This window comes from Achromobacter dolens (assembly GCF_902859745.1).
Classification (GTDB): domain Bacteria; phylum Pseudomonadota; class Gammaproteobacteria; order Burkholderiales; family Burkholderiaceae_B; genus Achromobacter; species Achromobacter dolens.
In genome coordinates this window covers 13,726-35,192 of sequence record NZ_CADIJW010000055.1, presented here as the reverse complement: position 1 = coordinate 35,192, position 21,467 = coordinate 13,726, and the positions used below count along the sequence as shown (strand labels likewise).

Annotated in this window: 16 protein-coding genes and 1 other RNA gene; 2 read left to right on the top strand and 15 right to left on the bottom strand. The window is 68.0% G+C overall.

What is annotated here, in order from left to right:
• The 6 genes from dnaX to HV783_RS25375 all read right to left on the bottom strand — a co-directional run.
• Positions 1-1,182, bottom strand: a 1,182-nt coding sequence (dnaX, locus tag HV783_RS25400; protein WP_254604037.1) for a DNA polymerase III subunit gamma/tau, incomplete at its 3' end; no start/stop codon positions are given.
• 121 nt (positions 1,183-1,303) lie between these two features.
• An RNA gene (gene ffs, locus HV783_RS25395) (signal recognition particle sRNA small type) lies at positions 1,304-1,401 on the bottom strand.
• A 372-nt stretch (positions 1,402-1,773) separates the two neighbouring features.
• Entirely contained in the window at positions 1,774-5,331 is a 3,558-nt protein-coding gene (locus tag HV783_RS25390) for a UvrD-helicase domain-containing protein (RefSeq protein WP_175190117.1), read from the bottom strand.
• 3 nt (positions 5,332-5,334) lie between these two features.
• Positions 5,335-7,998 carry a PD-(D/E)XK nuclease family protein gene (locus tag HV783_RS25385; RefSeq protein ID WP_175190116.1) on the bottom strand — a complete coding sequence of 888 codons (2,664 nt, stop codon included), beginning with the start codon at positions 7,996-7,998 and terminating at the stop codon, positions 5,335-5,337.
• An 84-nt stretch (positions 7,999-8,082) separates the two neighbouring features.
• Positions 8,083-8,244: a hypothetical protein gene (locus HV783_RS25380; RefSeq protein WP_167385865.1), complete on the bottom strand. Its 162-nt coding sequence runs from the start codon at positions 8,242-8,244 to the stop codon at positions 8,083-8,085.
• Between the two features lie 16 nt (positions 8,245-8,260).
• Positions 8,261-9,460: an MFS transporter gene (locus HV783_RS25375; RefSeq protein WP_054501083.1), complete on the bottom strand. Its 1,200-nt coding sequence runs from the start codon at positions 9,458-9,460 to the stop codon at positions 8,261-8,263.
• Positions 9,461-9,672: 212 nt separating this feature from the next.
• Between HV783_RS25375 and HV783_RS25370 the strand changes: the two genes are divergently transcribed.
• Positions 9,673-10,626 carry an NAD(P)H-dependent flavin oxidoreductase gene (locus HV783_RS25370; RefSeq protein ID WP_054417200.1) on the top strand — a complete coding sequence of 318 codons (954 nt, stop codon included), beginning with the start codon at positions 9,673-9,675 and terminating at the stop codon, positions 10,624-10,626.
• Between the two features lie 81 nt (positions 10,627-10,707).
• Here HV783_RS25370 and HV783_RS25365 read toward each other — a convergent pair whose 3' ends face one another.
• The 9 genes from HV783_RS25365 to HV783_RS25325 all read right to left on the bottom strand — a co-directional run bounded on the left by HV783_RS25365 (position 10,708) and on the right by HV783_RS25325 (position 18,556).
• Positions 10,708-11,136, bottom strand: coding sequence for a type II toxin-antitoxin system VapC family toxin (locus tag HV783_RS25365; RefSeq protein WP_205760188.1), 429 nt, complete (start codon positions 11,134-11,136; stop codon positions 10,708-10,710).
• Positions 11,133-11,387: a type II toxin-antitoxin system Phd/YefM family antitoxin gene (locus HV783_RS25360; RefSeq protein WP_049075417.1), complete on the bottom strand. Its 255-nt coding sequence runs from the start codon at positions 11,385-11,387 to the stop codon at positions 11,133-11,135. Before HV783_RS25360 ends, HV783_RS25365 begins: the two co-directional genes overlap by 4 nt.
• 153 nt (positions 11,388-11,540) lie before the next feature.
• Positions 11,541-12,512: a Bug family tripartite tricarboxylate transporter substrate binding protein gene (locus tag HV783_RS25355; RefSeq protein WP_175190115.1), complete on the bottom strand. Its 972-nt coding sequence runs from the start codon at positions 12,510-12,512 to the stop codon at positions 11,541-11,543.
• 71 nt (positions 12,513-12,583) lie between these two features.
• Positions 12,584-13,780 (bottom strand): CaiB/BaiF CoA transferase family protein, encoded by a 1,197-nt coding sequence (locus HV783_RS25350; RefSeq protein ID WP_054501079.1) that lies wholly within the window; start codon positions 13,778-13,780, stop codon positions 12,584-12,586.
• Positions 13,777-14,511 (bottom strand): enoyl-CoA hydratase/isomerase family protein, encoded by a 735-nt coding sequence (locus HV783_RS25345; protein WP_175190114.1) that lies wholly within the window; start codon positions 14,509-14,511, stop codon positions 13,777-13,779. Before HV783_RS25345 ends, HV783_RS25350 begins: the two co-directional genes overlap by 4 nt.
• A gap of 89 nt (positions 14,512-14,600) precedes the next feature.
• On the bottom strand, positions 14,601-15,137 hold the full coding sequence (locus HV783_RS25340; RefSeq protein WP_054501077.1) for a MarR family winged helix-turn-helix transcriptional regulator: 537 nt from the start codon (positions 15,135-15,137) through the stop codon (positions 14,601-14,603).
• Positions 15,138-15,225: 88 nt separating this feature from the next.
• The gene (locus HV783_RS25335) at positions 15,226-16,176 is read right to left on the bottom strand and encodes a hydroxymethylglutaryl-CoA lyase (protein WP_175190113.1); all 951 of its coding nucleotides are present in this window, start codon (positions 16,174-16,176) and stop codon (positions 15,226-15,228) included.
• Positions 16,173-17,795, bottom strand: coding sequence for an AMP-binding protein (locus tag HV783_RS25330; protein ID WP_175190112.1), 1,623 nt, complete (start codon positions 17,793-17,795; stop codon positions 16,173-16,175). The genes HV783_RS25335 and HV783_RS25330 overlap by 4 nt, the downstream gene beginning before the upstream one ends.
• Positions 17,792-18,556 carry an enoyl-CoA hydratase/isomerase family protein gene (locus HV783_RS25325; protein ID WP_054501074.1) on the bottom strand — a complete coding sequence of 255 codons (765 nt, stop codon included), beginning with the start codon at positions 18,554-18,556 and terminating at the stop codon, positions 17,792-17,794. Before HV783_RS25325 ends, HV783_RS25330 begins: the two co-directional genes overlap by 4 nt.
• Positions 18,557-19,717: 1,161 nt before the next feature.
• Here HV783_RS25325 and HV783_RS25320 point away from each other — a divergent pair.
• Positions 19,718-21,319 carry a DUF262 domain-containing protein gene (locus HV783_RS25320; RefSeq protein WP_175190111.1) on the top strand — a complete coding sequence of 534 codons (1,602 nt, stop codon included), beginning with the start codon at positions 19,718-19,720 and terminating at the stop codon, positions 21,317-21,319.
• Positions 21,320-21,467 lie beyond the last annotated feature (148 nt).

Sequence of the window (21,467 nt, the reverse complement as noted above, 5' to 3'; positions counted from 1 at the left end):
GACCGGCGCCGCTTGCGGCGGCTGCGCGGCGGCCACGGCGGGCTCGGCCGTCTGGCGGGCCGGCGTGGCGGGCGCTTCGATGGCGGTCTGCGGACCGGCGTCACCGTTGAGCGCCAGCATGCGCAGGCAAGCCATGATGAAACCGGCGTACTCGTCCGGCGCCAGCGTCAGTTCGCCGCGGCTGTGCACCGCCACCGAGTAGAACAGTTGCACCGCGTCGGGATGCAGGGTCTGCGCCAGGCGGGCGATGTCGGCCGCCAGCGGATCCTCGGCCGGCATCACGCCGGACACGCGGTGCTCGATGGCGACGCGCGACAGCAGCACCGCCAGGTCGGCCAGCGCGCCGGCGTACGACAGGCCGCGGGTGGCGAGTTCGTCGGCCACCGCCAGCACGCCCTTGGCGTCGCCGGTGGACAGCGCGTCCAGCAGGCGCACCAGGTGGCGCTGGTCGATGGTGCCGAGCATGCCGCGCACGGCGTCCTCGGTGAGATTGCCGGCGCTATAGGCGATGGCCTGGTCGGTCAGCGACAACGCATCGCGCATCGAGCCCGACGCGGCCTGGCCGATCAGCCGCAGGGCGGGCACTTCGAAGCCGACCTGTTCCTCGCCCAGCACCGCCTGCAGGTGGCCCACGATGGAGTCGGCCGGCATCTGCTTCAGATTGAATTGCAGGCAGCGCGACAGCACCGTGACCGGGATCTTCTGCGGATCGGTGGTGGCGAGGATGAATTTGACGTGCGGCGGCGGCTCTTCCAGCGTCTTGAGCATCGCGTTGAACGCGTGCCCGGTGAGCATGTGCACTTCGTCGATCATGTAGACCTTGAAGCGGCCCGCGCCCGGCGCGTAGACGGCCTGCTCCAGCAACTGGGTCATTTCCTCGACGCCGCGGTTGGAGGCCGCGTCCAGTTCGAGGTAGTCGACGAAACGCCCGGCATCGATCTCGGTGCAGGCGCGACAGACGCCGCAGGGCTTGGAAGTGATGCCGGTTTCGCAGTTGAGCGATTTGGCCAGGATGCGCGACAGCGTGGTCTTGCCGACGCCGCGGGTGCCGGTGAACAGCCAGGCGTGGTGCAGGCGCTGGGTGTCGAGCGCATGCGTCAGCGCGCGCACCACGTGATCCTGTCCCACGAGGGTATCGAACGATCGCGGCCGCCACTTGCGGGCCAGTACCAGATAAGTCATGGCGGGATTGTAGAGCCTTTGCAAGAGCCGATGCGATTGCCGGCGCGAAATGCAAAGGGGACGGAATCATCTTCCGGGGAAATCCCCTTGGAAAACAACCCCGTCCCCTTTGCGAAAACCGGTTGGCGAGCCTTACTCCGGCACTGACCCTAAACGACTATGGCTGCTTCGTTCCCGACCTGACCAGGTTCACCGTCGAACCATGCGAAGGGGCCCGCCAAGCAAGATTCTAGCAGAGCTTCGCGTTGCTCGCTCGGCTAGCCTCTTGCTTGGCGGGCCCCGGGGGGCTGTATGTGCGCCCCCTCCCCGGCCCTCCCCCCGAGGGGGAGGGGGAGAAGACGTTGCTTCGCTTGTCTTGGCGGCTCGCTTCGCTTTGCCTGGCTCTGTCTTGGCTTACCTTGCCTTTACTTCACTTGGCTCGCTTCGCTTTGCCTGGCTCTGCCTTGGCTTGCCTTGCCTTTACTTCGCTTGGCTCGCTTCGCTTTGCCTGGCTCTGCCTTGGCTTGCCTTGCTTTTACTTCGCTTGGCTTGCTCCGCTTTGCCTGCCTCGCTTGCTTTGGCTTGGCTTGCCCTGGTTGGGCAGGGGGGCTGCTACAGGTCGATCCAGGCGCGGGCGCGGGGGAAGTAGAGGGCGGCGCGGGCTTTGCGGCCGTCCAGGGCGGTGACTTGGGCGCAGTAGCGCAGGAGTTGGTCGCCGTGGCGTTGGCGCATGCGTTGGGCGAAGGCGGCGGGGGATTCGTTGGGTTGGGGGCGGCCTGTCTTGTAGTCGACGATGAGCCAGCCGTCTTCGGTGCTGAGGGCCAGATCGATGACGGAGACCTTGCCGGCGGCGTCGATGAGGGGCCATTCGCGGCGGGCGCCGGATTGGGAGAGGAGCCAGAGGCCGCGGTCGTCGGCGAGGGTCGACTGGAGCGTGTCCAGGACGGCTTCGGCGGCGGCGTCGGCCTGGCTGGCGGGGATGCCGGCGCGGGTCAGTTGGCGGCGCATGGCGGGCAGGCGCTGGGCCAGGGTGTCGGCCGGCCAGGCCGCGATGCCGTCCTGGCCGATGCGGGCCAGCCAGGCGTGGGCCAGGGTGCCGATGGCGGCGTCGTAGCCGGATTCGAGTTGCCAGGCCGGATGTTCGGCGCTGTCGCCCCAGGCGCCGCGCGCGGCGGCGGCGAAGCCGGGGCTGATGGCGATGTCTGCCTGCCGCGCCAATTGCGCCAGGCCGTCGCGGTGCAGCCGGCGCAGCGGTTCGCCCTGCCACTCGGGCGCGTCGGCCACGGGCTCGGCCGTGTCGCCGTCGGCGGCCGGCGGCACCGGTGTCGCCAAGCAGGGCCAGAGGCGGCCCAGCAGGCTCGCGGAGGATGGCGTCTTGGGCTGGCCGCTGGCCTCGTCGACGCTGACGTGGCCGACCAGATGCAGGCGCTTGCGGGCGCGGGTGGCGGCGACGTACAGCAGGCGGTCAATCTCATAGGAGGCGCGGCGGGCCTCGCGCGCGCCCAGGTAGCGCGACACGGGATCGGCCTCGGTTTCGGCGCGCGGCTTGACCGGGCCGAACAGCACGCGCCCGCCGCTTTGCTCGAAGCGCACGAGCGGCGGCTGGTCGCCGCGCGGCGCGCGATGCAGGCCGTACAGGATCACGGTTTCGAACTGCAGGCCCTTGGACTTGTGCATGGTCATGATCTCGACCGCGGCCTCTTCGTCGGCGGCGTCGGGCGCCGCGAACAGGCGCGCGATGCCGGTATCCAGCGCGGCCGCGTCGATGGCCCCGTGCGGCGCCAGGCGCTCGACCAACTGGAACAGGCTTTCGGCGTCGTTGGCGACCGACGGACCGCTGTAGAGCGCCGGCCCGCCCAGGCGGCGCCACAGCGTCTCGACCCAGGCCGCGAACGGCATCGCCCCCGAGGCATTGCGCGTATCCAGCAATATCGCCGCCACCTGCCGCAGGCGCGCGTATTCATCGGGGCGCAGCAAGGTCTCGGCCGAACGCGGAGTATCGGCGCCGCTGAACGAGGGCTCGCCATCGCTCGCCGCGATCGGCGTCAACGCCGGATCAACACGCGAGGCATCAGGCGCCGCATCGGCGAACAAGGCCCCTTGCGCCGGGTTCTCGGTGTCGTCGAACAGCGATCCCTGACGCGCCGCCGGCGCGGTGGCCAAGGGCGCCGCCACGGCCTTCGCCGGCGCCGGGCGCAACAAGCGCTCCAGCAGCACCGGCACCGGCGTCACGTGGTCGGCGCCGAACAGGCGCTGCAACGACTCCAGCGTCAGGCCACAGAACGGCGCGCGCAGCACCGACAGCCACGCCAGCCGGTCGCCCGGATGCGACAGCGCCCGCACCAGTTGCACCAGGTCCGCCACCACCGGCCGCAGCGCCAGCGGCACCAGGTCCACCGCGCGGCAGCGGATGCCTTCCTGCGCCAGCCGACGCGTCAGGTTGCCCAGGTGGCTGCGGGCCCGCACCAGGATGGCGACCGGGTGCTTGCTGCCCGCGTGTTCGGCCAGCGCCTGCCGCACCAGGCCGACGGCGATGTCCTCGGCCTGTTCCTCGGCCGGCGCGGCGCCGGCGCGCGACCAGGCGGGATGGAAGCGCACGGCCGCATCCGGCAAGGCCTCGTGAAAAGCCGTGGACGGGCTGTACTTGATGGCGCCCGCGGCGGCGTCGCTGCGCTTGGGCAAGAGTTGCGCGAACGACTGGTTGACCCAGTCGACGATGCCGGCCTGCGAGCGGAAATTGTCGGTCAGGTTGAGGAAACCCGGTTGCAGTTCGCCCACGCCCGTTTCCGCGACTTCGAGGAACAGCCCCACCTCCGCCTTGCGGAAACGGTAGATCGACTGCATCGGATCGCCCACCAGGAACAGGCTGCGGCCGTCGCCCTCCTGCCAGCCGGAGGTCAACGTTTTCAACAGATCGAGCTGCGTCTGGCTGGTGTCCTGGAATTCGTCGATCAGCAGATGGCGGATGGACGCGTCGAGCTTGAGCAGCAGCTCGCCCGGATCGTCGGCGCTGCCCAGCGCCGAGGCGGCGCGCTGCGAGATCTCGATGAAATCGACCTCGCCGGTGTCGGCAAAGCGCAGCCGCAATTGCGCCACGGCCAGCGCCAGCGTCATCAACTGCGCGCCCAGCACTTCCCATTGGGCGTCGCTCAAGCGCGGCGCGGGAATGTCGCGCACCGCGGCCAGGCGCCGCACCCACGGCGCGTCGCCATCGGCGCTCTCGAGCCAGGCGACGAACGGTTCTTTGTGCGCGCACTTGGCGGGAAAGCCCAGGTTCTTGTTGACGGTCTTGCGCAGCGACCCGGTGCCGGTCAGCAGCAGATGGGCCACGGCGCGCCATTGCTCCAGCACTTCGGCGTCGGCCGGCAGTTCCTCGGTCCAGTCGAGCAAGGCCGCCAGGCGGTCGTCCTCGCCGCCGTCCTGCAATTGCGCCGCGGCCTGCCGCGCCGGGCCGCACAGCGCGTCGGCCCAGCCGTAGGGCATGGCCTCGCACAGCGCGTCCAGGTCTTCGCCGATGGCCTCGGCCAGGGTTTCCTCCAGCGCCTCGCGGTCGGAACCATGGCGCAGCAGCGGCAGCCACTGGTCGCGCTGGCCGAGCATGTCGGCGATGGCGTCCTTGGCCGCCTGTACGTCCACGTCCATGTGCTGCAGCAGGATGCGGACCGCGTCGTAGTCGTCCGCCAGATCGAGCGTGGCGCGCGCCGCCGCTTCGTAATGGGCGCGGGCGTCGTCGGTGATCTCGGGCATGCCGCCCAGTTCGGATAGCCACGGCATGCTGCGGACCAGACCGGCGCAGAACGAGTCGATGGTGCGGATCGCCAGCCGCGCCGGGTGTTCAAGCAGGTGCCATTCCTGTTCGGCGTTGCGCGACAGCGCGGCGCGCGCCAGTTCCCAGCTACGGCGTTCGTGCGCGGCCTCGGGCGGCGCGTCCAGGCCGCGGCGCAGCTTGCTCAGCACGCGCGCATGCATCTCAGAAGCCGCCTTGCGCGTGAAGGTGATGGCGACGATTTCCTCGGGGCGGTTGACGGTGGCCAGCAGCGCCAGGATGCGGTCGGTCAGCAGTTCCGTCTTGCCGGAGCCGGCGGGCGCCTGCACCAGGAAAGAGCGTGCGGGGTCCAGCGCCGCCGCGCGCGCGGCATGGTCCTGGGGCTGGCGTTCCATATCGGCCATGGCTCAGGCGTCCTCGTCATCCAGGTGCAGGCGCAGGAAAGGCAGCGCGTCGCAGTATTTCAGGTCGTCGCGGCGGTAGGCGACGTTGGCGGCATGGCCCGCCACGTATTCATCGGCCAGCGACTCGATCGCGGCGCGCCAGCGCTGGCGGATCTCGGGCCAGGACAGGCCGTCGAAGTACTTGCTCTCGGCCGCCAGCGTCACGCCTTCCATGCCCAGGTCTTCGTCGGCCAGACCCTGCGCCGCCACCTGGCGCGCATGGATCTGGGCCAGCACCAGGCCGGCCACTTCGCCGCCGGCGGCATCGGCCAGCACCGAGGCGTAGAACGGCAACTGCACGTTCACAGGGCGGCTACGCGACCAATCGGGCTCGGGCTTGGCGGCGGCCACGCCGGTCTTGTAGTCGACGATGACGTTGCGGCCGTCGGCCAGCGTGTCGATGCGGTCCAGCCGCAGCTTCAGGTGCAGCGGGCCATGGCGCCATTCGTGGTTCTTCTCGACCTGCGCCACCGCGAACGGCAGGCGCTGGGCTTCCATGTCCAGCCACGACGCCAGCACCGTCCGCGCGCGGGCGCATTCCAGCGCCTTCAGCGCCGGCGCATACTGCTGCAGTTCTTCCTCGGCGGCCTGCGCCACCGCCTGCTCCAGCAAGGCGGGCAGGCGGCCGCCGGCCAGCGTGTCATGCAAGGCCTCCTGGTCGGGCAGCATGCCCCACACCAGTTCCAACGCCTTGTGCAGGAACTGGCCGCGCACGTTCACCGTGGCCGCGTCGGCATAGGCCGCGAGTTCGCGTCCGCCCAGCCGGTGGCGCACGAACGCCCACAGGGGGTTGCGCGCCTGCGTGTCCAATACATCCAGCCCGCCGCCGCCATGGTCGTCGGACGTCAAGGGCGGCCCTTGCACGTCGTCCAGGGTTTCCTGCGGCAAGGCGGCCACGGCGGCGGCCGGCGCCGGCCGCCAATCGGTCAGGGCAGCTCCGGCGATCAGCGGCGACGGCCGCAACTCGCGTTCGCCATCCATATGCGCGTGGCTGACGATGACCTCCGGCGCGCAGCGGCACAGCGCCGCGTAGATGCCCTCGGCCCACTCGCGTTCGCGCTCGGGCGTGGCGCGCGGCGCCTTGGCCTGACGCAGCACCGCCAGCGGCAGCAGCGGGTTCGGCTTGGGCGAGGCCGGCAGCACGTCGTCGGTCAGGCCCAGCATCCAGACGCCGTCCCAGAAACCGCCTTCGGCTTCCAGCAGGCCCAGCACATCCAGGCGCGCCAGCGGGTCGCGCTGCGGCTGGAACGCGGCCGAGCGCGCCACGCTCTGGAGCAGGTTGACCGCCGCCACGCCGCCCAGCCTGCCGGCGGCCGGCGCCAGCGCCGAGAAGCCGCCCAGCGCCTCGCCGAACGCGCCCAGCACCTGGTAGCCGACGCTGTCCAGCGCGCCCTCGCCGGGAAAGCCGAGCGCCGTCAGCGCCGCCTTCATGCGCAGCATCCAGACATCGCTGGTGGCGCGCGCGCCGCCCTTCGTCCAGATCTCCATGGCCTGGTCCCAGGCCTGCGCCAGCGGCGGCAACTGCGACAGTTGCTTGCGCCATTCCGTCGCGGACAGGTGGATCTGACTACGACGGCGCCAGCGCGCGTCCAGGGCGGCCAGGCCGGCGCGTTCGCTGACATCGCCCGCGCAGTGGCCCGCCAGCAGCGCGGCGCCCAACACCTCGACGCCGGAGCCGTTGCCGGCCGCGCACTCGGCCAGCGCGCGCAGCCACGCCAACGCGGCGCGCGCCAGCGGCCATTCGTCCAGCGGACGGCCGACCGCCACGTTGAAGGCGAACGCCGGCGCGCCGTCATGGCCCGCCAGCGCCTGGCTGAGAATGCGCCGCGCGAACGGCGACTCGGCTTCGAGCTGGGGCGAGACGATGGCGTAGCGGCCGCCGGGATGACGCTTGAGCTGGCTGGCGGCCCACTCGGCCGCCGCGCGCCATTCGGCGCCCTGGTCCGGCGCCTCGTAGCGGCGCGGCGCGGCGGGCGCGCGCTGCGTGTCGCGCCATTGCGCAATCAGGCAGCCCTGTTCCTCGAATGCCCGCAGCAGGCGCCGAAAACGCGGCGACATGTCGGTAAAGCCAGCCAACACCAGATGGCCGGGCACGGCCAGCCGGCCATCCTCGAGCGCCCGCAGCACGCGGGCATAGCCCTGGTTGGCGTCCTCGGCGTCGATGGCGGCCAGGGCCTGGCGGTAGCGTTCGCGCCAGCGGGCGAAGCCGCGGTACTCGTCAGTGTCGGCGCCGGACGGTACGCGCAGCGCCCACTCGTCCATGAGCTGGTCCGCGTCCATCGACAGGCGCGCCGCCTGGCTCGCGTCCAGCAGCACGCGCTCGGCCTCTTCGGCGCGGATGGCTTCGGTCCAGACCAACTGGGTGGCGAAGCCGTCGAGCCGGTAGGCCGGCACGTCGTCATCGGCCTCGAACGCCAGTTCATTGGCGGATTCGGCCAGCCAGGCGGACAACGGCAGGATGCGCGGCAGTTCGCTGACCTGGCGCTCCTGGCGCAGCAACCCGGCCAGCTCGAGCGTGAGCCGGCGCGACAGGCGGTTGTTGACCGTCAGCACCAGCATGTCGGCGGCGGGCATGTCGCCGATGGCGGACAGGCTCAGGTCGGGGTAGGAAAGCGGGTCGTCCTGCATGGGCGGCGTCAAAACGCGATACGGAAACGCGGTGTCAAAACGATTACCGCCGTAGGATACCGCGCCCCCGCCCCGCCCGCGTGGCTAGAAACCGCACAGCGACGCCAGGTTTTCCCAATGGATCTGCATGTCGGGCTGGGTATAGCCCCAGAAGGCCAGGCCCAGCACCAGGGCCAGCGCCCCCCAGCCCGCCAGGCGCCAGACGCGATGGCGGCGGGCGGGCGATGCGGAGGGCGAGTCGGTCATCAGGGCCACCCGCGTATCAGGCAGTCGCCGGCTGCGCCAGCGGCTGCTCGCGCACCGGCAGGCACAGCAGCGCGGCGGCCACCGCCAGCGCCACGCCCAGCCACCAGACCAGGTCGTAGTTGCCGGTCTTGGCATAGGCATAACCGCCCAGCCAGACGCCGATGAAACTGCCAACCTGGTGTCCCAAAAAGACGATGCCCGACAGGGTCGCGGCATAACGCAGGCCATAGATCTGGCCGATCAGCCCCTGCGTCAGCGGCACCGTGCCCAGCCAGAACAGCCCCATCCAGGCCGCGAACGCGTACAGCACCCATGGCGACAGCGGCAGCCACAACAGCAGCAGGATGCCGAAGGCGCGCATGCCGTAGACCACCGCCAGCAGGCGCTTCTTGCTGTACTGGCCGCCAAGCTTGCCGGCGTAGAACGACCCCAGCACGTTGAACAGCCCGATCAGCGCGATCGCGGTGGCGCCCTGCCCCGGCGTCAGCCCGCCGTCGGTGACGTAGGCCGGCAGGTGCAGCGTGATGAAGGCCGTGTGGAAGCCGCAGACGAAATAGCTCCAGAACAGGAAATGGAACGACGGATGCCGCACCGCCTGGCGCACCGCCGCCGTCAGCGATTGCTGCGGCCCGCCGTGGGCCTGCGGACGGCCGCGCAGGAAATAGGCCAGCGGCGCCGCGCAAGCGACGAACAGCGACAGCACCCACAACGCGCCCGGCCAGTCCAGGCCGGTAATCAGCGCCTGCCCGGTCGGCACCACCGCGAACTGGCCGAGCGAGCCGCCGGCGCTGGCGATGCCCATGGCGGTGCTGCGATAGGCGGGCGGCACGGCACGCGCCACCACCGGCAGGATCACCGGGAACGTGGTGCCGGCCTGGCCCAGGCCGACCAGCAGGCCGGCGCTCAGGTAGAGCGTGGTTTCGTCGGTGGCGAAGCGGGTGCCGATCATGCCCAGCATGTACAGCAGCGCGCCCAGCGCGATGGTGCGGCCGGAGCCATAACGGTCGGCCAATATGCCCATGAAAATGCAGGCCACGCCCCAGACCAGGTTCTGCAGCGCGAAGGCCATGGAAAACACTTCGCGGCTCCAGCCGTGCGCCAGGCCCATCGGCTGCATGAACAGGCCGAAGGTGGCGCGCACGCCCATGGCCAGCAGCACCACCAGGGTACCCAGGATGACGGTGCGCACGTAACGCGTATCGGTAGTGCTCGACATGATTGTTCTTATTGATGGAGAAAGGCGCCCCCTCCTCGGGACGGCCTGGCCGTGGGCCAGACGCGCACATCATAAACAAATAACCCGGAGCCGCCCGCAATACCCGTGTCGCCGCATCGCGTATGTCGCCACGGCGCGCGCCGCGCCCAACAATATAGTTGATTTTATCAACCAATTCTTTCAGAATGGGATTTTCCCCATCCTGATCAGCCATGACTCTGCAAACTCCGCTGACCCGCCTGCTGGGCACGCGCTATCCGATCATCCAGGGCGGCATGAGCTGGGCCTCGTCGAACGCGGCGCTGGCGCTGGCCGTATCGCGCGCCGGCGGGCTCGGCGTGATCGCCGCCGGCCCCATGTATCCCGAGGCGCTGCGGGCCGCCATCCGCGCGGTTCGCGCCGGCACCGACGCGCCTTACGCCGTCAACATCCCGCTCTACAACAAGCGGGCGCAGGAACACATGGACATCGCCCTGGCCGAAGGCGTGCCGGTCATCATCGCCTCGCAGGGCGGCCCCCAGAAACACATTGGGCGCGCGCGCGACGCTGGCGCAAAATGGCTGCAGGTGATCGCCAGTCCGGAGCATGCCGCCAAGGCCGAAGCGGCCGGCGTGGACGCGGTGATCGCGGTCGGCCTGGAAGCCGGTGGCCACCCAGGCCCCGACGAGATCGGCTTGCAGGTGTTGCTGCGCGCGGTGGTGCGACGCGTGTCGGTGCCGGTGGTGGCGGCCGGCGGCATTGCCGACGGCGCCGGCATCGCGGCCGCGCTATGCCTGGGCGCGGCCGGCGCGCAACTGGGCACGCGCTTCCTGCTGACGCCGGAGGCGGGCGTATGCGACGCTTACAAGGACGCGGTGCTGGCGGCGGGCGTGGCCGACACCACGCTGGTGGGACGCGGCCGTTCGCCGGTGAGAATGTTGCGCAACGCCTTCGCCCGCGACTATCTCGCGGCCGAACACGGCGGCGATCAGGCCATGCTGGAGACCCTGTTCGCCGGCAGTTCCTTGAAGCAGGCCGCCTTCGACGGCGACGTGCAGGGCGGCAAGGTCGAGGCCGGCCAGAGCGCGGGCCTGATCGACAGCCTGCAGCCGGCGGGCGCGGTGGTCGAGCAACTGGTGGCGCAAACGCGCGAAGCGCTCAGGCGCGCGGCGCTGCTGGCGGAGTGAAGCGCGGATCGAGCCCCACATCCGCACGAAGGTCGCCGCGGTTTCAGCCCTGCCCCGGTATCGCCCGGGCGGCGGCGCGATTCACGCGCCGGCTTCCCAGGGATTGACGATGACCACGCCACAACCCGAAAAATCAGACACGTTCCGGGTGACCAGCGTCATGCCGTGCACCAGGGCGGTGGCGGCAATGAACGCATCCCGCTCGGGACGCATATCCGGCACGTGCAACCTGGCGCAGCGCAATGCCACCGCCCCATCGAGCGGCAGCGTCCTGTCGGAGAACTCCGGCAGGACGCGATCACGCATCCACTCGCGCAACCGCGCGCCTTGCCCGACATCGCGTCGTTCCATGCGCAGAATGCCGATCTCCAGCTCCATGAGCGTTATCGCGGAAACGTAGAAATTCGCCGCATCCTCATCCGAGAGCCAGGCGGTCACGTTCTTGTCGGCCTTGCCGTCGCCCACCTTGCGCAGTTCGGAAAGCACGTTGGTATCCAGCAGGAACATCACGCGACGTCCGCCGGGCGAGGCAGCTCGCGTGAGCGGGGAGCATCGAGTTCGATGTCGGCAAGGCCGGGCATCGACAGCGCGCTGACGATACTTCGCTTTTTGCCGACCAGGCGCCAGTAGTCCTCGATGGCGAGCAGGACATGGGACGGCTTGCCTCGATCCGTGATGAACACGGGCCCCTTGAGGGCCGCCTTCTTCGCCTTGGTCACGTCCTGATTGAGTTCGCGGCTGGAAAGTGTGGTGATGGACATCGCGCATCCTTTGATCCTTGCTTAATGTGTAGTAACGTTACTACATTAACAGTGGCGGGACAACCCCCGGCAGCCGAGGCCGCCCAGGAATTCTCCCGCGCGTCAGGATCAGCCAAGGGCGACCAAGCGCCCTCGCACCCAGCCAGAATCGTCCTATTTCTTCATCAACCCCGCCGCCTTCACCAGCTTGCGCATGGCCGCCTGGTCCTTTTCCACGAAGGCCGTCGCTTCCTGCGGCGTCATGTTCCACAGGTCCACCCCCTGCGCCTGCATCAGCTTGCTGTACTCCGGATTGGCGTTGACCTTGGCCACCGCGTCGTTCAGGCGCTGCAGGACCTCCGGCGGCGTGCCCTTGGGCGCGGCCAGGCTGTACCAGGAGGCGGACTCCGCGCCCTTCACGCCGGATTCGGCCAGCGTCGGCACGTCGGGCAGCAGCGGCGAGCGGTGGTCGTTGGCGTAGGCCAGCGCCTTGAGCCGGCCGCTGCGGATGAACTGCAGGCTGGCGGCCAGGTTCAGCACCGCCATGTCCACCTGCCCGCCGACCAGATCGTTGATGGCGGGCGCCGCGCCGCTGTAGGGGATGTGGACGATGTCCACGCCGGCGCGTTCCCGGAACAGCTCGGCGCCCAGGTGCGGCGAGCTGCCGGGCCCGGCCGAGGCATAGTTGATGCGCCCTGGTTCCTTGCGCGCCATCGCGATCAACTGCTCGACGCTGTCGGCCTTGAGCGTGGGCCGCACCACCAGCATGTTGGGCTGATTGGCGACGATCGAGACGAAGGCGAAGTCCTTGATGCCGTCGTACGGCGTCTGCTGCATCAGCGGCGTCACCACGTGGGCGGCCGACGTGCCGAGCAGCAGCGTGTAGCCGTCCGGCTTGGCGCGCGCCACGAAGTTGGCGCCAATGGCCGCGCCGCCGCCGGCCTTGTTTTCGACGATGATGGTCTTGCCCAACTGCTTTTCCAGCTCGCGCGCCAGCGCCCGCCCCAGCACGTCGGCGGGACCGCCGGCGGCATACGGGTTGACCAGCGTGATCGGCTGCGAGGGATAGGAATCGGCGGCGACGGCAGGGGCGCACAACGCGCCGGCCACCGCCGCGCCGCACAGCAGGCGCTTCAGAGTCTTCATGGTTTGTCTCCTGGGATATTGTGTTTTATGTGTGGTGCGGGGAAAGGCCCCGGGGCTCATGGCCCCGATGGCTAGATCGCGCCCTGCGCGCGTAACGCCTCGATCTGCGCAGGCGACAGGCCGAGCCGGCCGGCCAGCACGCTGTCGGTGTGCTCGCCCAGCAAGGGCGGGCGCTCCAGCCTCGGATCGTCGAAACCGTCGAACTTGAATGGCACCGGCACCGCGCCGAAGCGGCCGATGGACGGATGCTCGTAGCTGGCCACCATGCCGCGCGCGAGCACGTGCTCGTTGTGCAGGATCTCCTCCACATCCAGGATCGGGCCGGCCGGCACGCCGCGCGCATCGCAGCGGCGGCACAGTTCGTCGCGCGTCAGCCGCGCGGCGGCCGCCGACAGGCCGGCCATGACTTCGTCGCGGCGCGCCACGCGCACGGCGTTGCGCGCCAGCTCCGGATCGTCGGCCCACTGCGGCAGGTCGAGCGCCTCGCACAGCGGCTTCCAGTGCTGGTCGCTGCCGGTGATCTGCACCCAGCGGCCGTCGCCGCACTCGAACGCGGCGGACGGCACCCGGCCGGGGTGTTCCGTGCCCAGCCGCGGCGGCACTTCGCCCAACGCGAAATAGCGCGCCGCCGCCAGCGACAGCAGGCCCACCTGCCCGTCCAGCATCGAAAAGTCGATATGGCAGCCCTGCCCCGAACGCGCCCGTCCCACCAGCGCCGACAGAATGCCGATGGCGGCCCACAGGCCCGAGGTCAGGTCACTGACCGGCAGGCCCGGCTTGACCGGACCGCCGCCGCGCTCGCCGGTCAGGCTCATGATCCCGCCCATGGCCTGGAACACGGTGTCATAGCCCTTGCGCGGCGCGTACGGTCCGGTCATGCCGAACCCGGTGCACGAGAAATAGATCAGGCCGGGGTTGTCCGGCGCGATGTGCTCGCGGTCCAGGCCGTACTTGGCGAGCGTGCCGACCGGGAAGTTCTCGACCACCACGTCGCAGGTCTGCGCCAGCCGCCGGATCAGCGCCTGCCCCTCGGGGTGGCGGAAGTTCACCGTGACCGACTGCTTGCTGCGGTTGAAGGCCAGGTAGTAGGCCGACTCGGTGCCGCCCTCGCCTTGCACCTTGGGTTCGAAGCCGCGCGTCTCGTCGCCGCCGCCGGGCTGCTCGACCTTGATGACCTCGGCGCCCAGCTCGGCCAGGATCATCGAGGCGAACGGGCACGCCAGCACGCGCGACAGGTCCAGGATGGTGACGCCTTCAAGCGGCCTCATCGCGCCGCTCCCTGGCGAAAACCCCGCATGATGACGTTGGCGTCGCGGCCCACGCCCAGCGCCTCGCCGAGCCCCTGGTCGGCCGCGCGGTGGAAGGCGCGCTTGGTCAGCCCCATCGCGGCCGGTTCCCAGCCGGCCAGGCGCCGCGCCATCGCCAGCGCCTGGTCCAGCACCTGCGCGGCGGGCGCGACGCGATTGGCGATGCCCAGTTGCAATGCGCGCGCGCCATCGATCGGCTCGGCCATCGCCACCAGCTCGAAGGCATGCTTGCGGCCGACCTGGCGCACCAGGTTGGCCATGACCACCGCGGCCACGATGCCGTGGCGCAGTTCCGGATAGCCGAAGCGCACGTCCTCGGCCATCACCGTCAGGTCGCAGGCCAGCGCAAGGCCGGCGCCGCCGCCGAGCGCATTGCCATGGACCGCGCCGATCACCGGCTTGACCATGCGCGAGAACACCAGGTGCAGGTCGGTCGTCAGGTCGGCGCGGCGCAGCACCGCGTCCGGCTGTTCCGGCGTCAGGGCCGAGAACTCGCCGGTGTCGGCGCCCGCGCAGAACGACTTGCCATTGCCCGTCAGCACCACCGCGCGCACCGCGTCGTCGCGGTCGGCCTGGCGCAGCGCGTCCAGCAGCGCCGTGGTCAACGCGGTGTTCAGCGCGTTGTGCTTTTCCGGACGGTTCAGGCGCAGCAACCGCACCGCATCCAGGTCTTCAATGATCAGTTCCGACATCACGCATATCCTCTTCCAATGGCGACAAGCAAAGTGATTGATTAAATCAACAATATAGGTAAAAAAAGGCGCGAGTTCGCGCCCGGCGTTCAGCGCGGCTGCACGCCGCGGCCGCGACGCGCCGGCACCTCCGCCTTGCATTCATTCAGCATCTCCAGCGCGTGCGTCGTCAGCTTGTCCAGCATGCGCTCCATGGCCTCGCGCTCGGACTCCGACAGCACCGACAGCATGTCCTCGTTGCGCTCGATCGCGGCCGGAAATATCTCCTCGTACAGCGCGCGGCCGTTGCGCGTCAGGTCCAGGCTCACGCCTCGGCCGTCCTGGCTGTCGGCGCTGCGCTGGATCAGGCCGCGCTCGATCAGTTCGGACACGGTGCGGCTGGCCTGGCTCTTGTCGATGTTGGCCTCGCGCGCCACCGCGTTCAGCGACATGTCCGGCGCCGCGCCCAGCAGCGCGATGATGCGCCACTCGCGTGGGCCCACGCCGTAGCGGCTTTCGTTCAGGCCGGCGGCGATGCGGCTCGACACGTAGGCCAGCCGGTTCAGGCGGTACGAGAACAGTTCCTTCAACGCCCGGGGTGCGGGACGCGCGGCGGTGGCTGACTTGGATGCGGTTCGGGTGGCCATGGGCGGACTCTTCAGATGCGGAGAAAAACGGCGTGCGCGCGGGTCGCGCGCCGCTGCCCGCATGATATACAAACACGCTCGGCGGTCCTCATGCGGCCGCCTCCCGCGCGATGCCGAGCAGCGGGTTCAAGCCGCTTTGCGCCACGCGGCTGTGCAGCGCGCGCCCCAGCACCGCCTCGCAATGCCGCGACACCGCGTCCATCGCCGCCAGATCCAGGCCGGTGCGCACGCCCATGGACTCGAACAGATTCACCAGGTCTTCCGTCGCCACATTGCCGGTATGACCGCCGCCGTAGCGCACCTTGGCCGGATGGCCGCCGACGCCGCCGAAAGCGCAATCGAAGTGCGTCACGCCCGCCTCCAGCGCGGCCACGTAGTTCACCAGGCCGGTGGCCCGCGTGTCGTGGAAATGCGCCACCGGCGTCACCTCGGGCACCTCGCGCGCCATCCGGCCATACAGGTCGCGCACCGAGGCGGGCGTGGCCATGCCGGTGGTGTCGCCCAGCGTGACGATGCGCACGCCCAGCGCGGCGAAGCGCCGCACGTCGGCCATCACCACGTCGGGGTCGACCGCGCCTTCGAAGGGGCAGCCGAACGCCACCGAAATCGTGCCGATCAGGCGAAAGCGGCCGTTCGCCAGCCGCGCCATCTCGGCAATGTTGTCCCACTGGGCGGCGCGTTCGCGCTTCAGGTTGCGCGTCGAATGCGATTCGCTGGCCGAGACCAGCAGGCTGATCTCGTTGGCGCCGATACCGGCATCCAGGTCAACCAGCGCGCGCTCGACGGCGCGCGCGTTGGCGCAGGTGGCCTTGTACCAGACGCCCGCGCGCCGCGGCAGCGCCGCCAGCAGGTCGGTGGCGTCGGCGAATTGCGGCACGACCTTGGGATTGGAATACGAGGTCGCCTCGATCCGTTCAAAGCCCAGCGCCGCGAAACGGTCGATCAGGTCGGCCTTGACCGCCGTGCCGATGAAATCGGGCTCGTGCTGCAGCCCATCGCGCGCGAAGCATTCGCACAGCACCACGTCGCGCGCGCTCATGCCTGTCGCTCCAGTCCGAACAGCGCCAGCGCATGGGCGCGCAGCTTGTTCTTCTGCACCTTGGAACTGCCCGTCATGCCGATGTGCTCGAAGCTGTCGACGATCTCGACATAGCGCGGCACCTTGAAGTTGGCGCAGCGCGCCTTGCACCAGGCCGTCAGTTCCTCGGCCGTGCAGTCCTGGCCGTCCTTGAGCAGCACGAACGCCGCCGGCACTTCGCCCAGGCGCGCATCGGGCACGCCGACCACCTGCGCCATGCGCACGGCGGGGTGGCCGTGCAGGGTCTCTTCCACCTCCGCCGGCGCGACGTTCTCGCCGCCCACGCGGAACATGTCCTTCAGGCGGCCCACCATGCGCAACCGGCCCGCCGCGTCCATTTCGCCCAGGTCGCCCGTGCTGAGCCAGCCGTCCGCGCTGAGCGCGCGGGCGGTGGCCTCAGGCATCTTGTAGTAGCCCTTCATCACGCTCCAGCCGCGCGCCTGGATCTCGCCCTGCATGCCGGCCGGCAGCGGCTCGCCCGTTCCCGGGTCCACCACCCGCACCTGCATGCCGGGATGCGGCAGCGCCCAGCCCATGGCGCGCAGTTCAAAGGGATCATCGTGCGCCGACAGCGTGATGTTGGGCGAGGCTTCGGACTGGCCGTAGGCATTGCAGATGCCCGGCACCCCCATCACGTCGCGGATCTTCTGCATCACCTGCGGGCCGGCCGCCGCCCAGCCGCCGCGCAGATGGATGCGCGCGCGGTCGAAATCGGGATGGCCCATCAGCATGAGAAAGATGGTGTCGTTGCCGGATGTCAGGGTGCAGCGTTCTTCGTCGAGCATGCGCAAGGCGTCGGCCACGTCGAACTTGGGCAGGGTCAGCAGGCAGCAGCCGCTCATCAGGCTGACCAGGATCGACAGCGTGGTCCCGGCCACATGGAAGTAAGGACGGATGCTGAAATAGCGGTCGTCCGGCCGCACGCCGATGCGCTGCGCGGCGGCCCAGGCATTGGTCAGCATGTTGGCGTGCGTCAGCATCACGCCCTTGGGAAACGACGTGGTGCCCGAGGTGTACTGAATCAGCAGCACATCGTCCGGCGCCACCGCGCGCATGCGGTCCTGCAGCGTCGCGTCATCCACGGCCTCGCCCGCCCCCAGGAAATCGGTCCATCTGCCCGCGCCCCGCGGGCAGCGCTCGCCCAACACCACCACTTGCCGCAGCAGCGGCAACGCCGCGCCCGGCAGCGCCTGGTCCAGCGCCGGTTCCACCTGCGTGAGCAGGTCGAGGAAGTCGATGCCCAGGAACGACTCCGCCGTCAGCAGCACCTTGACGTCAGCCTGCTTCAGGCAGAACGCGAGTTCATCGGTCTTGAAGCGCGTGTTGACCGGCACCGTCACGGCGCCAAGCATGGCGCAGGCATAGAACACCTGCACCCAGGTGCCGCCATTGCCCAACAGCACGCCGACATGGTCGCCACGGCGCACGCCGGCCGCATGCAGGCTGCGGGCGATGGCTCGCGCGCCGTCCTGCAGCGCGGCCCAGGTGAGGCGTTCGCCGGGCGCGACGAAGGCTTCGGCGGCGCCGCGTTCGGCCACCTGGCGCGCCAGCGCCTGCGACAGGGTTGTCGGGCCGATCATGCCTTGTCTCCCGCCGTGCCGAAGCCGGCGATGGCCTGCTTCCAGTCGGTGCCGCGCAAATTCTCCTCGATCGCCAGCAGCTCGATCGCCATCGCGCCTTCGCGCGTCGTCGCCAGCCCCTGGTCGATGCTGCGCTTGGTCAGCCTGACCGTCAGCGGCGCGGCGCGCGCGATGGCCGCGGCCATCTGCGCGGCTTCGGCGGCAAGCGCCTCGGGCGCGTACACCTGGTTCACCAGGCCGATCTCGCGCGCCTCGGCCGCGTCGAAACGACGTCCGGTGAAGAGCAGTTCCTTGGCCTTGCGCGCGCCGGCCACCCGCGGCAACCGCTGCGTGGCGCCGACGGTGCCCCAACCCACTTCGGGATAGCAGAACGTCGCCTCGGACGAGGCCAGCACGAAATCGCTGGCCGCGGCGATCTCGCAACCCGAGCCGAACGCCGCCCCCTGCACCACGGCGATCACCGGCTGCGGCATGCGCTCGATGGCGGCATAGGCGGCGAAGCCCTGCACCCGGCGCGCCGTCATCTCGGCGTTCGACATGGTCTTGCGTTCCTTGAGGTCGGCGCCTGCGCAGAACGCGGCGCCCGCCGCGGCGATCAGCACCACGTGCGCATCCGGATCATCCGCCAGGTGCTGCATGGCCTGCACCAGTTCGGCGCACATGAGGGAATTGAGCGCATTGCGGCTATCGGGCCGGTTCAGCGTCACCGTGGCGACACGGTCCTGCACGTCCAGCAGGATCGTGTGAAAAGTCGGGGTCATGCCTGCTCCTGGATGTTCTAGGTATGGGGCCAGCCGCTTGCGGCGTCCGGCCATGCCAGGAAATATAGGGCATATAGTTGATTAAATCCACTAAATTTCTGCAGCGACCCAATGGTGTTACACTTGCCCCCCTGGTCTTTCCCTGGAATATCAAGGCACTAGGCTCCCCGCGGGCCCTGCGCAATTCCAGCGCAAAGCCCGCGTGCCCGTCTCGCCGTAGTTAACGGCGAATCCTACAGGCCGGAGAGCCGCATAAACACTAGGTTTCTGCGATCTGCTGTAGTAGTTTTGTAGTAGTAGCGTCGGCCCGCCCTTCCCCGTTTTTTTCTATCCCCCGCAGCGCGGTATGTCCGCGCCGTGACATCGCCGCGTTTGCTACATGCTGGCAGGCGCATCGGCCACCGCCGCAAACTGCAGATGTCGATCACCGCGCCCTGCAGCACTGGCGCCAGGCCAGCGCACCGCCGGCGTGCGCCGCGCGCTGCCGACCACCCACCACCACCACCTGCAGCGCCAACACCTGGCCAGTGCGCTGCCACCGGCCGCCGCGAGCTGCTGGCCACGTCCACCGCGACCTGCAGCGCCAACGCCTGCCCAGCGCGCCGCCGGCGGCCGCCGCGCGCTGCTCACTACGTCCGCCACCACCTGCAGCGCCAGCACTTGGCCAGCGGACCCGCCGGTGCTGGAGCGCGATCGAGGATCCAGAGCGACGACGGCAAGCGCACCAGCAACCGGCGCGACTGAGGGCCATTTCAATATTTCGGGAGGGGCTGGGAAAAACCTAACCTTCCTAACCTGGCATGGCGAATCGGGCGGATCGCCTTTATTCATGCGGGTTTCCGACGTTTCGGGAAACCTAACCTTTTCCTAACCAAGGCCTAACCCGGTTAGGTTTCTATACCCTAACCTTATGAAAAATAGATATGCATGTAAATCAAACACTTACGTGGAGGTTAGGTTTCAGGTTAGGTCAGGTTAGGTTTTGAACCTAACCAATATTACTCATGCAAATCAATGCCTTACGCATCATTTTCAGGCCCGGTTAGGAAGGTTAGGTTTTTCCCAGCCCCTCCCCAAACTGCATTCACTCCCCCCAACGGGTCCGAGTAGATTCAGACGGTGCGCGGTACTATTTCGTTACCTTCACCACACGAGATACCCATGAGCGACCCATTACCGATTCGCCGACTTATCGAACGCATCACTGCGGGAGATATTCGTATTCCTGCATTTCAACGTGATTTCGTGTGGGAGCCAGACCAAGTTGCGTTCTTGCTAGACAGCATCTACAAGAAATTTCCAATCGGCACGATCATTCTCTGGCGCACAGATACACGCATGCCAACAGAGAAAAAGCTGGGTCGCTTTACGCTGCCGGAACCGTCGAAAAACTATCCCGTCAACTACGTCCTTGACGGCCAGCAGCGAATCACAAGCTTGTTCAGCACCTTTCAAACCGACCTTAGGCCCGAAGGCGGGTCCTGGACCGACATCTACTTTGACATGCAAGCCCAGGAGGGGCACCAAGATCCCGCATTTGTTGCGCTTGAGGATGGAGAGGTAGACCCCTCCCGGCACTTCCCTGCTCGGACCCTCTTTGACATCGGTGCATTCCGACGCGCTACGAAGGATCTTAGCGATGAGCAGCTCGTGCTCATCGACGATTTACAGGAGCGCTTTAAGGAATATCACATCCCTAATGAAGTGTTCGAGACGGACGATCGGAACAAGGTCGCAATCGTCTTCGAGCGAATCAACCGTGCAGGCACGGAGCTGAACGTCTTTGAGCTACTTTCGGCATGGAGCTGGTCCGAAGACTTCGACCTAGTTGAGAAGTTTAGCGATTTGCAGGACGCTATTGCGGAGCATGGGTTCGAGGACTTTTGCAATGACAAAGACCTCCAACTGCGAATATGTGCGGGGATAATCAGCGGGGAGACCACCCCCGACAAAATCCTTGAGTTGAAGGGCGAAGAAATCAGACGCCGCTTTGATGAAATCCAGCGAGGAATCATCGGCGCGCTCGACTTCCTGAAACGAGAAGTAGGAGTCACCCATTACAAAATTCTTCCCTTTCCTGGGCTGCTCGTGCCCCTCAGCACGTTCTTCGCCACCGAACTAAAAGACGGTTTCAACTATTCCGCGAAGCAACGCGCACAGCTACTTAAGTGGTTCTGGCGCGCCCTATTCACCCGTAGATTCTCCTCCGATGTGAACCAGCGGCAAGCTAGCGATATCATCGAATTGCGAAAGCTGAAAGGGGACGAGAACTACGAGATGAAACTCCCCACGCCTGAGGTTCGATTCAGCTTCGCCACGAGCAACTTTTCGGTCGCCAACGCTAATTCTGGCGTGCTCATCCTCATGCTGAACACCCTGTCTCCAAAGTCCCTTCTGAGCGGGGCAAAGATTGATACGAGCAAAGTACTGAAGAAAGGCAGTAAGCATGAGTACCACCATATATTCCCCCGCAGTTTCTTACTTAAGCAGGGAGTCCCAGCGGCTGACATCAATGTCCTCGCCAACATCTGTTTCCTGACTCGGTCAGACAACAACAAGATTAAAGATCGCGCCCCTGCTGACTACGTAGCGCAGATAGACTCGCAGTTCCGAGACCAATATTTAAAATCAGCTCTGTGTCCGACAGGCATCGACGCCCTGTCTTACGAGGACTTCGTGTCGTCAAGAGCCATGGCCTTAACGCTCCACGCTCACTCGTTGATGGAGGGAGATGGCGGCGAGGGGCTGTCGGCTATCGAGTGAAAGTCCCCGACTGCGTCTCAGGCGCGTCGCTTTGCGTCAGCTGCCAAGCCCTCCTGGCGGCCGCCAGGGGCGCGCCAACGCTGCCAGCGCGGCGTGGCGCAGGTTGAGTCTTTTCTCGCACATTTAGCGGGCAGGCGTGGAGGGGGGA

Excerpts from the sequence above, each read along its gene's own strand:
- HV783_RS25320 (WP_175190111.1), top strand. The coding sequence starts at position 19,718 with ATGAGCGACCCATTACCGATTCGCCGACTTATCGAACGCATCACTGCG.
- HV783_RS25360 (WP_049075417.1), bottom strand. The coding sequence starts at position 11,387 with ATGTCCATCACCACACTTTCCAGCCGCGAACTCAATCAGGACGTGACC.
- HV783_RS25340 (WP_054501077.1), bottom strand. The coding sequence starts at position 15,137 with ATGGCCACCCGAACCGCATCCAAGTCAGCCACCGCCGCGCGTCCCGCA.
- HV783_RS25390 (WP_175190117.1), bottom strand. The coding sequence starts at position 5,331 with ATGGCCGATATGGAACGCCAGCCCCAGGACCATGCCGCGCGCGCGGCG.
- HV783_RS25385 (WP_175190116.1), bottom strand. The coding sequence starts at position 7,998 with ATGCAGGACGACCCGCTTTCCTACCCCGACCTGAGCCTGTCCGCCATC.
- HV783_RS25335 (WP_175190113.1), bottom strand. The coding sequence starts at position 16,176 with ATGAGCGCGCGCGACGTGGTGCTGTGCGAATGCTTCGCGCGCGATGGG.
- HV783_RS25345 (WP_175190114.1), bottom strand. The coding sequence starts at position 14,511 with ATGTCGGAACTGATCATTGAAGACCTGGATGCGGTGCGGTTGCTGCGC.
- HV783_RS25330 (WP_175190112.1), bottom strand. The coding sequence starts at position 17,795 with ATGATCGGCCCGACAACCCTGTCGCAGGCGCTGGCGCGCCAGGTGGCC.
- HV783_RS25355 (WP_175190115.1), bottom strand. The coding sequence starts at position 12,512 with ATGAAGACTCTGAAGCGCCTGCTGTGCGGCGCGGCGGTGGCCGGCGCG.
- HV783_RS25350 (WP_054501079.1), bottom strand. The coding sequence starts at position 13,780 with ATGAGGCCGCTTGAAGGCGTCACCATCCTGGACCTGTCGCGCGTGCTG.
- HV783_RS25380 (WP_167385865.1), bottom strand. The coding sequence starts at position 8,244 with ATGACCGACTCGCCCTCCGCATCGCCCGCCCGCCGCCATCGCGTCTGG.
- HV783_RS25370 (WP_054417200.1), top strand. The coding sequence starts at position 9,673 with ATGACTCTGCAAACTCCGCTGACCCGCCTGCTGGGCACGCGCTATCCG.
- HV783_RS25375 (WP_054501083.1), bottom strand. The coding sequence starts at position 9,460 with ATGTCGAGCACTACCGATACGCGTTACGTGCGCACCGTCATCCTGGGT.
- HV783_RS25325 (WP_054501074.1), bottom strand. The coding sequence starts at position 18,556 with ATGACCCCGACTTTTCACACGATCCTGCTGGACGTGCAGGACCGTGTC.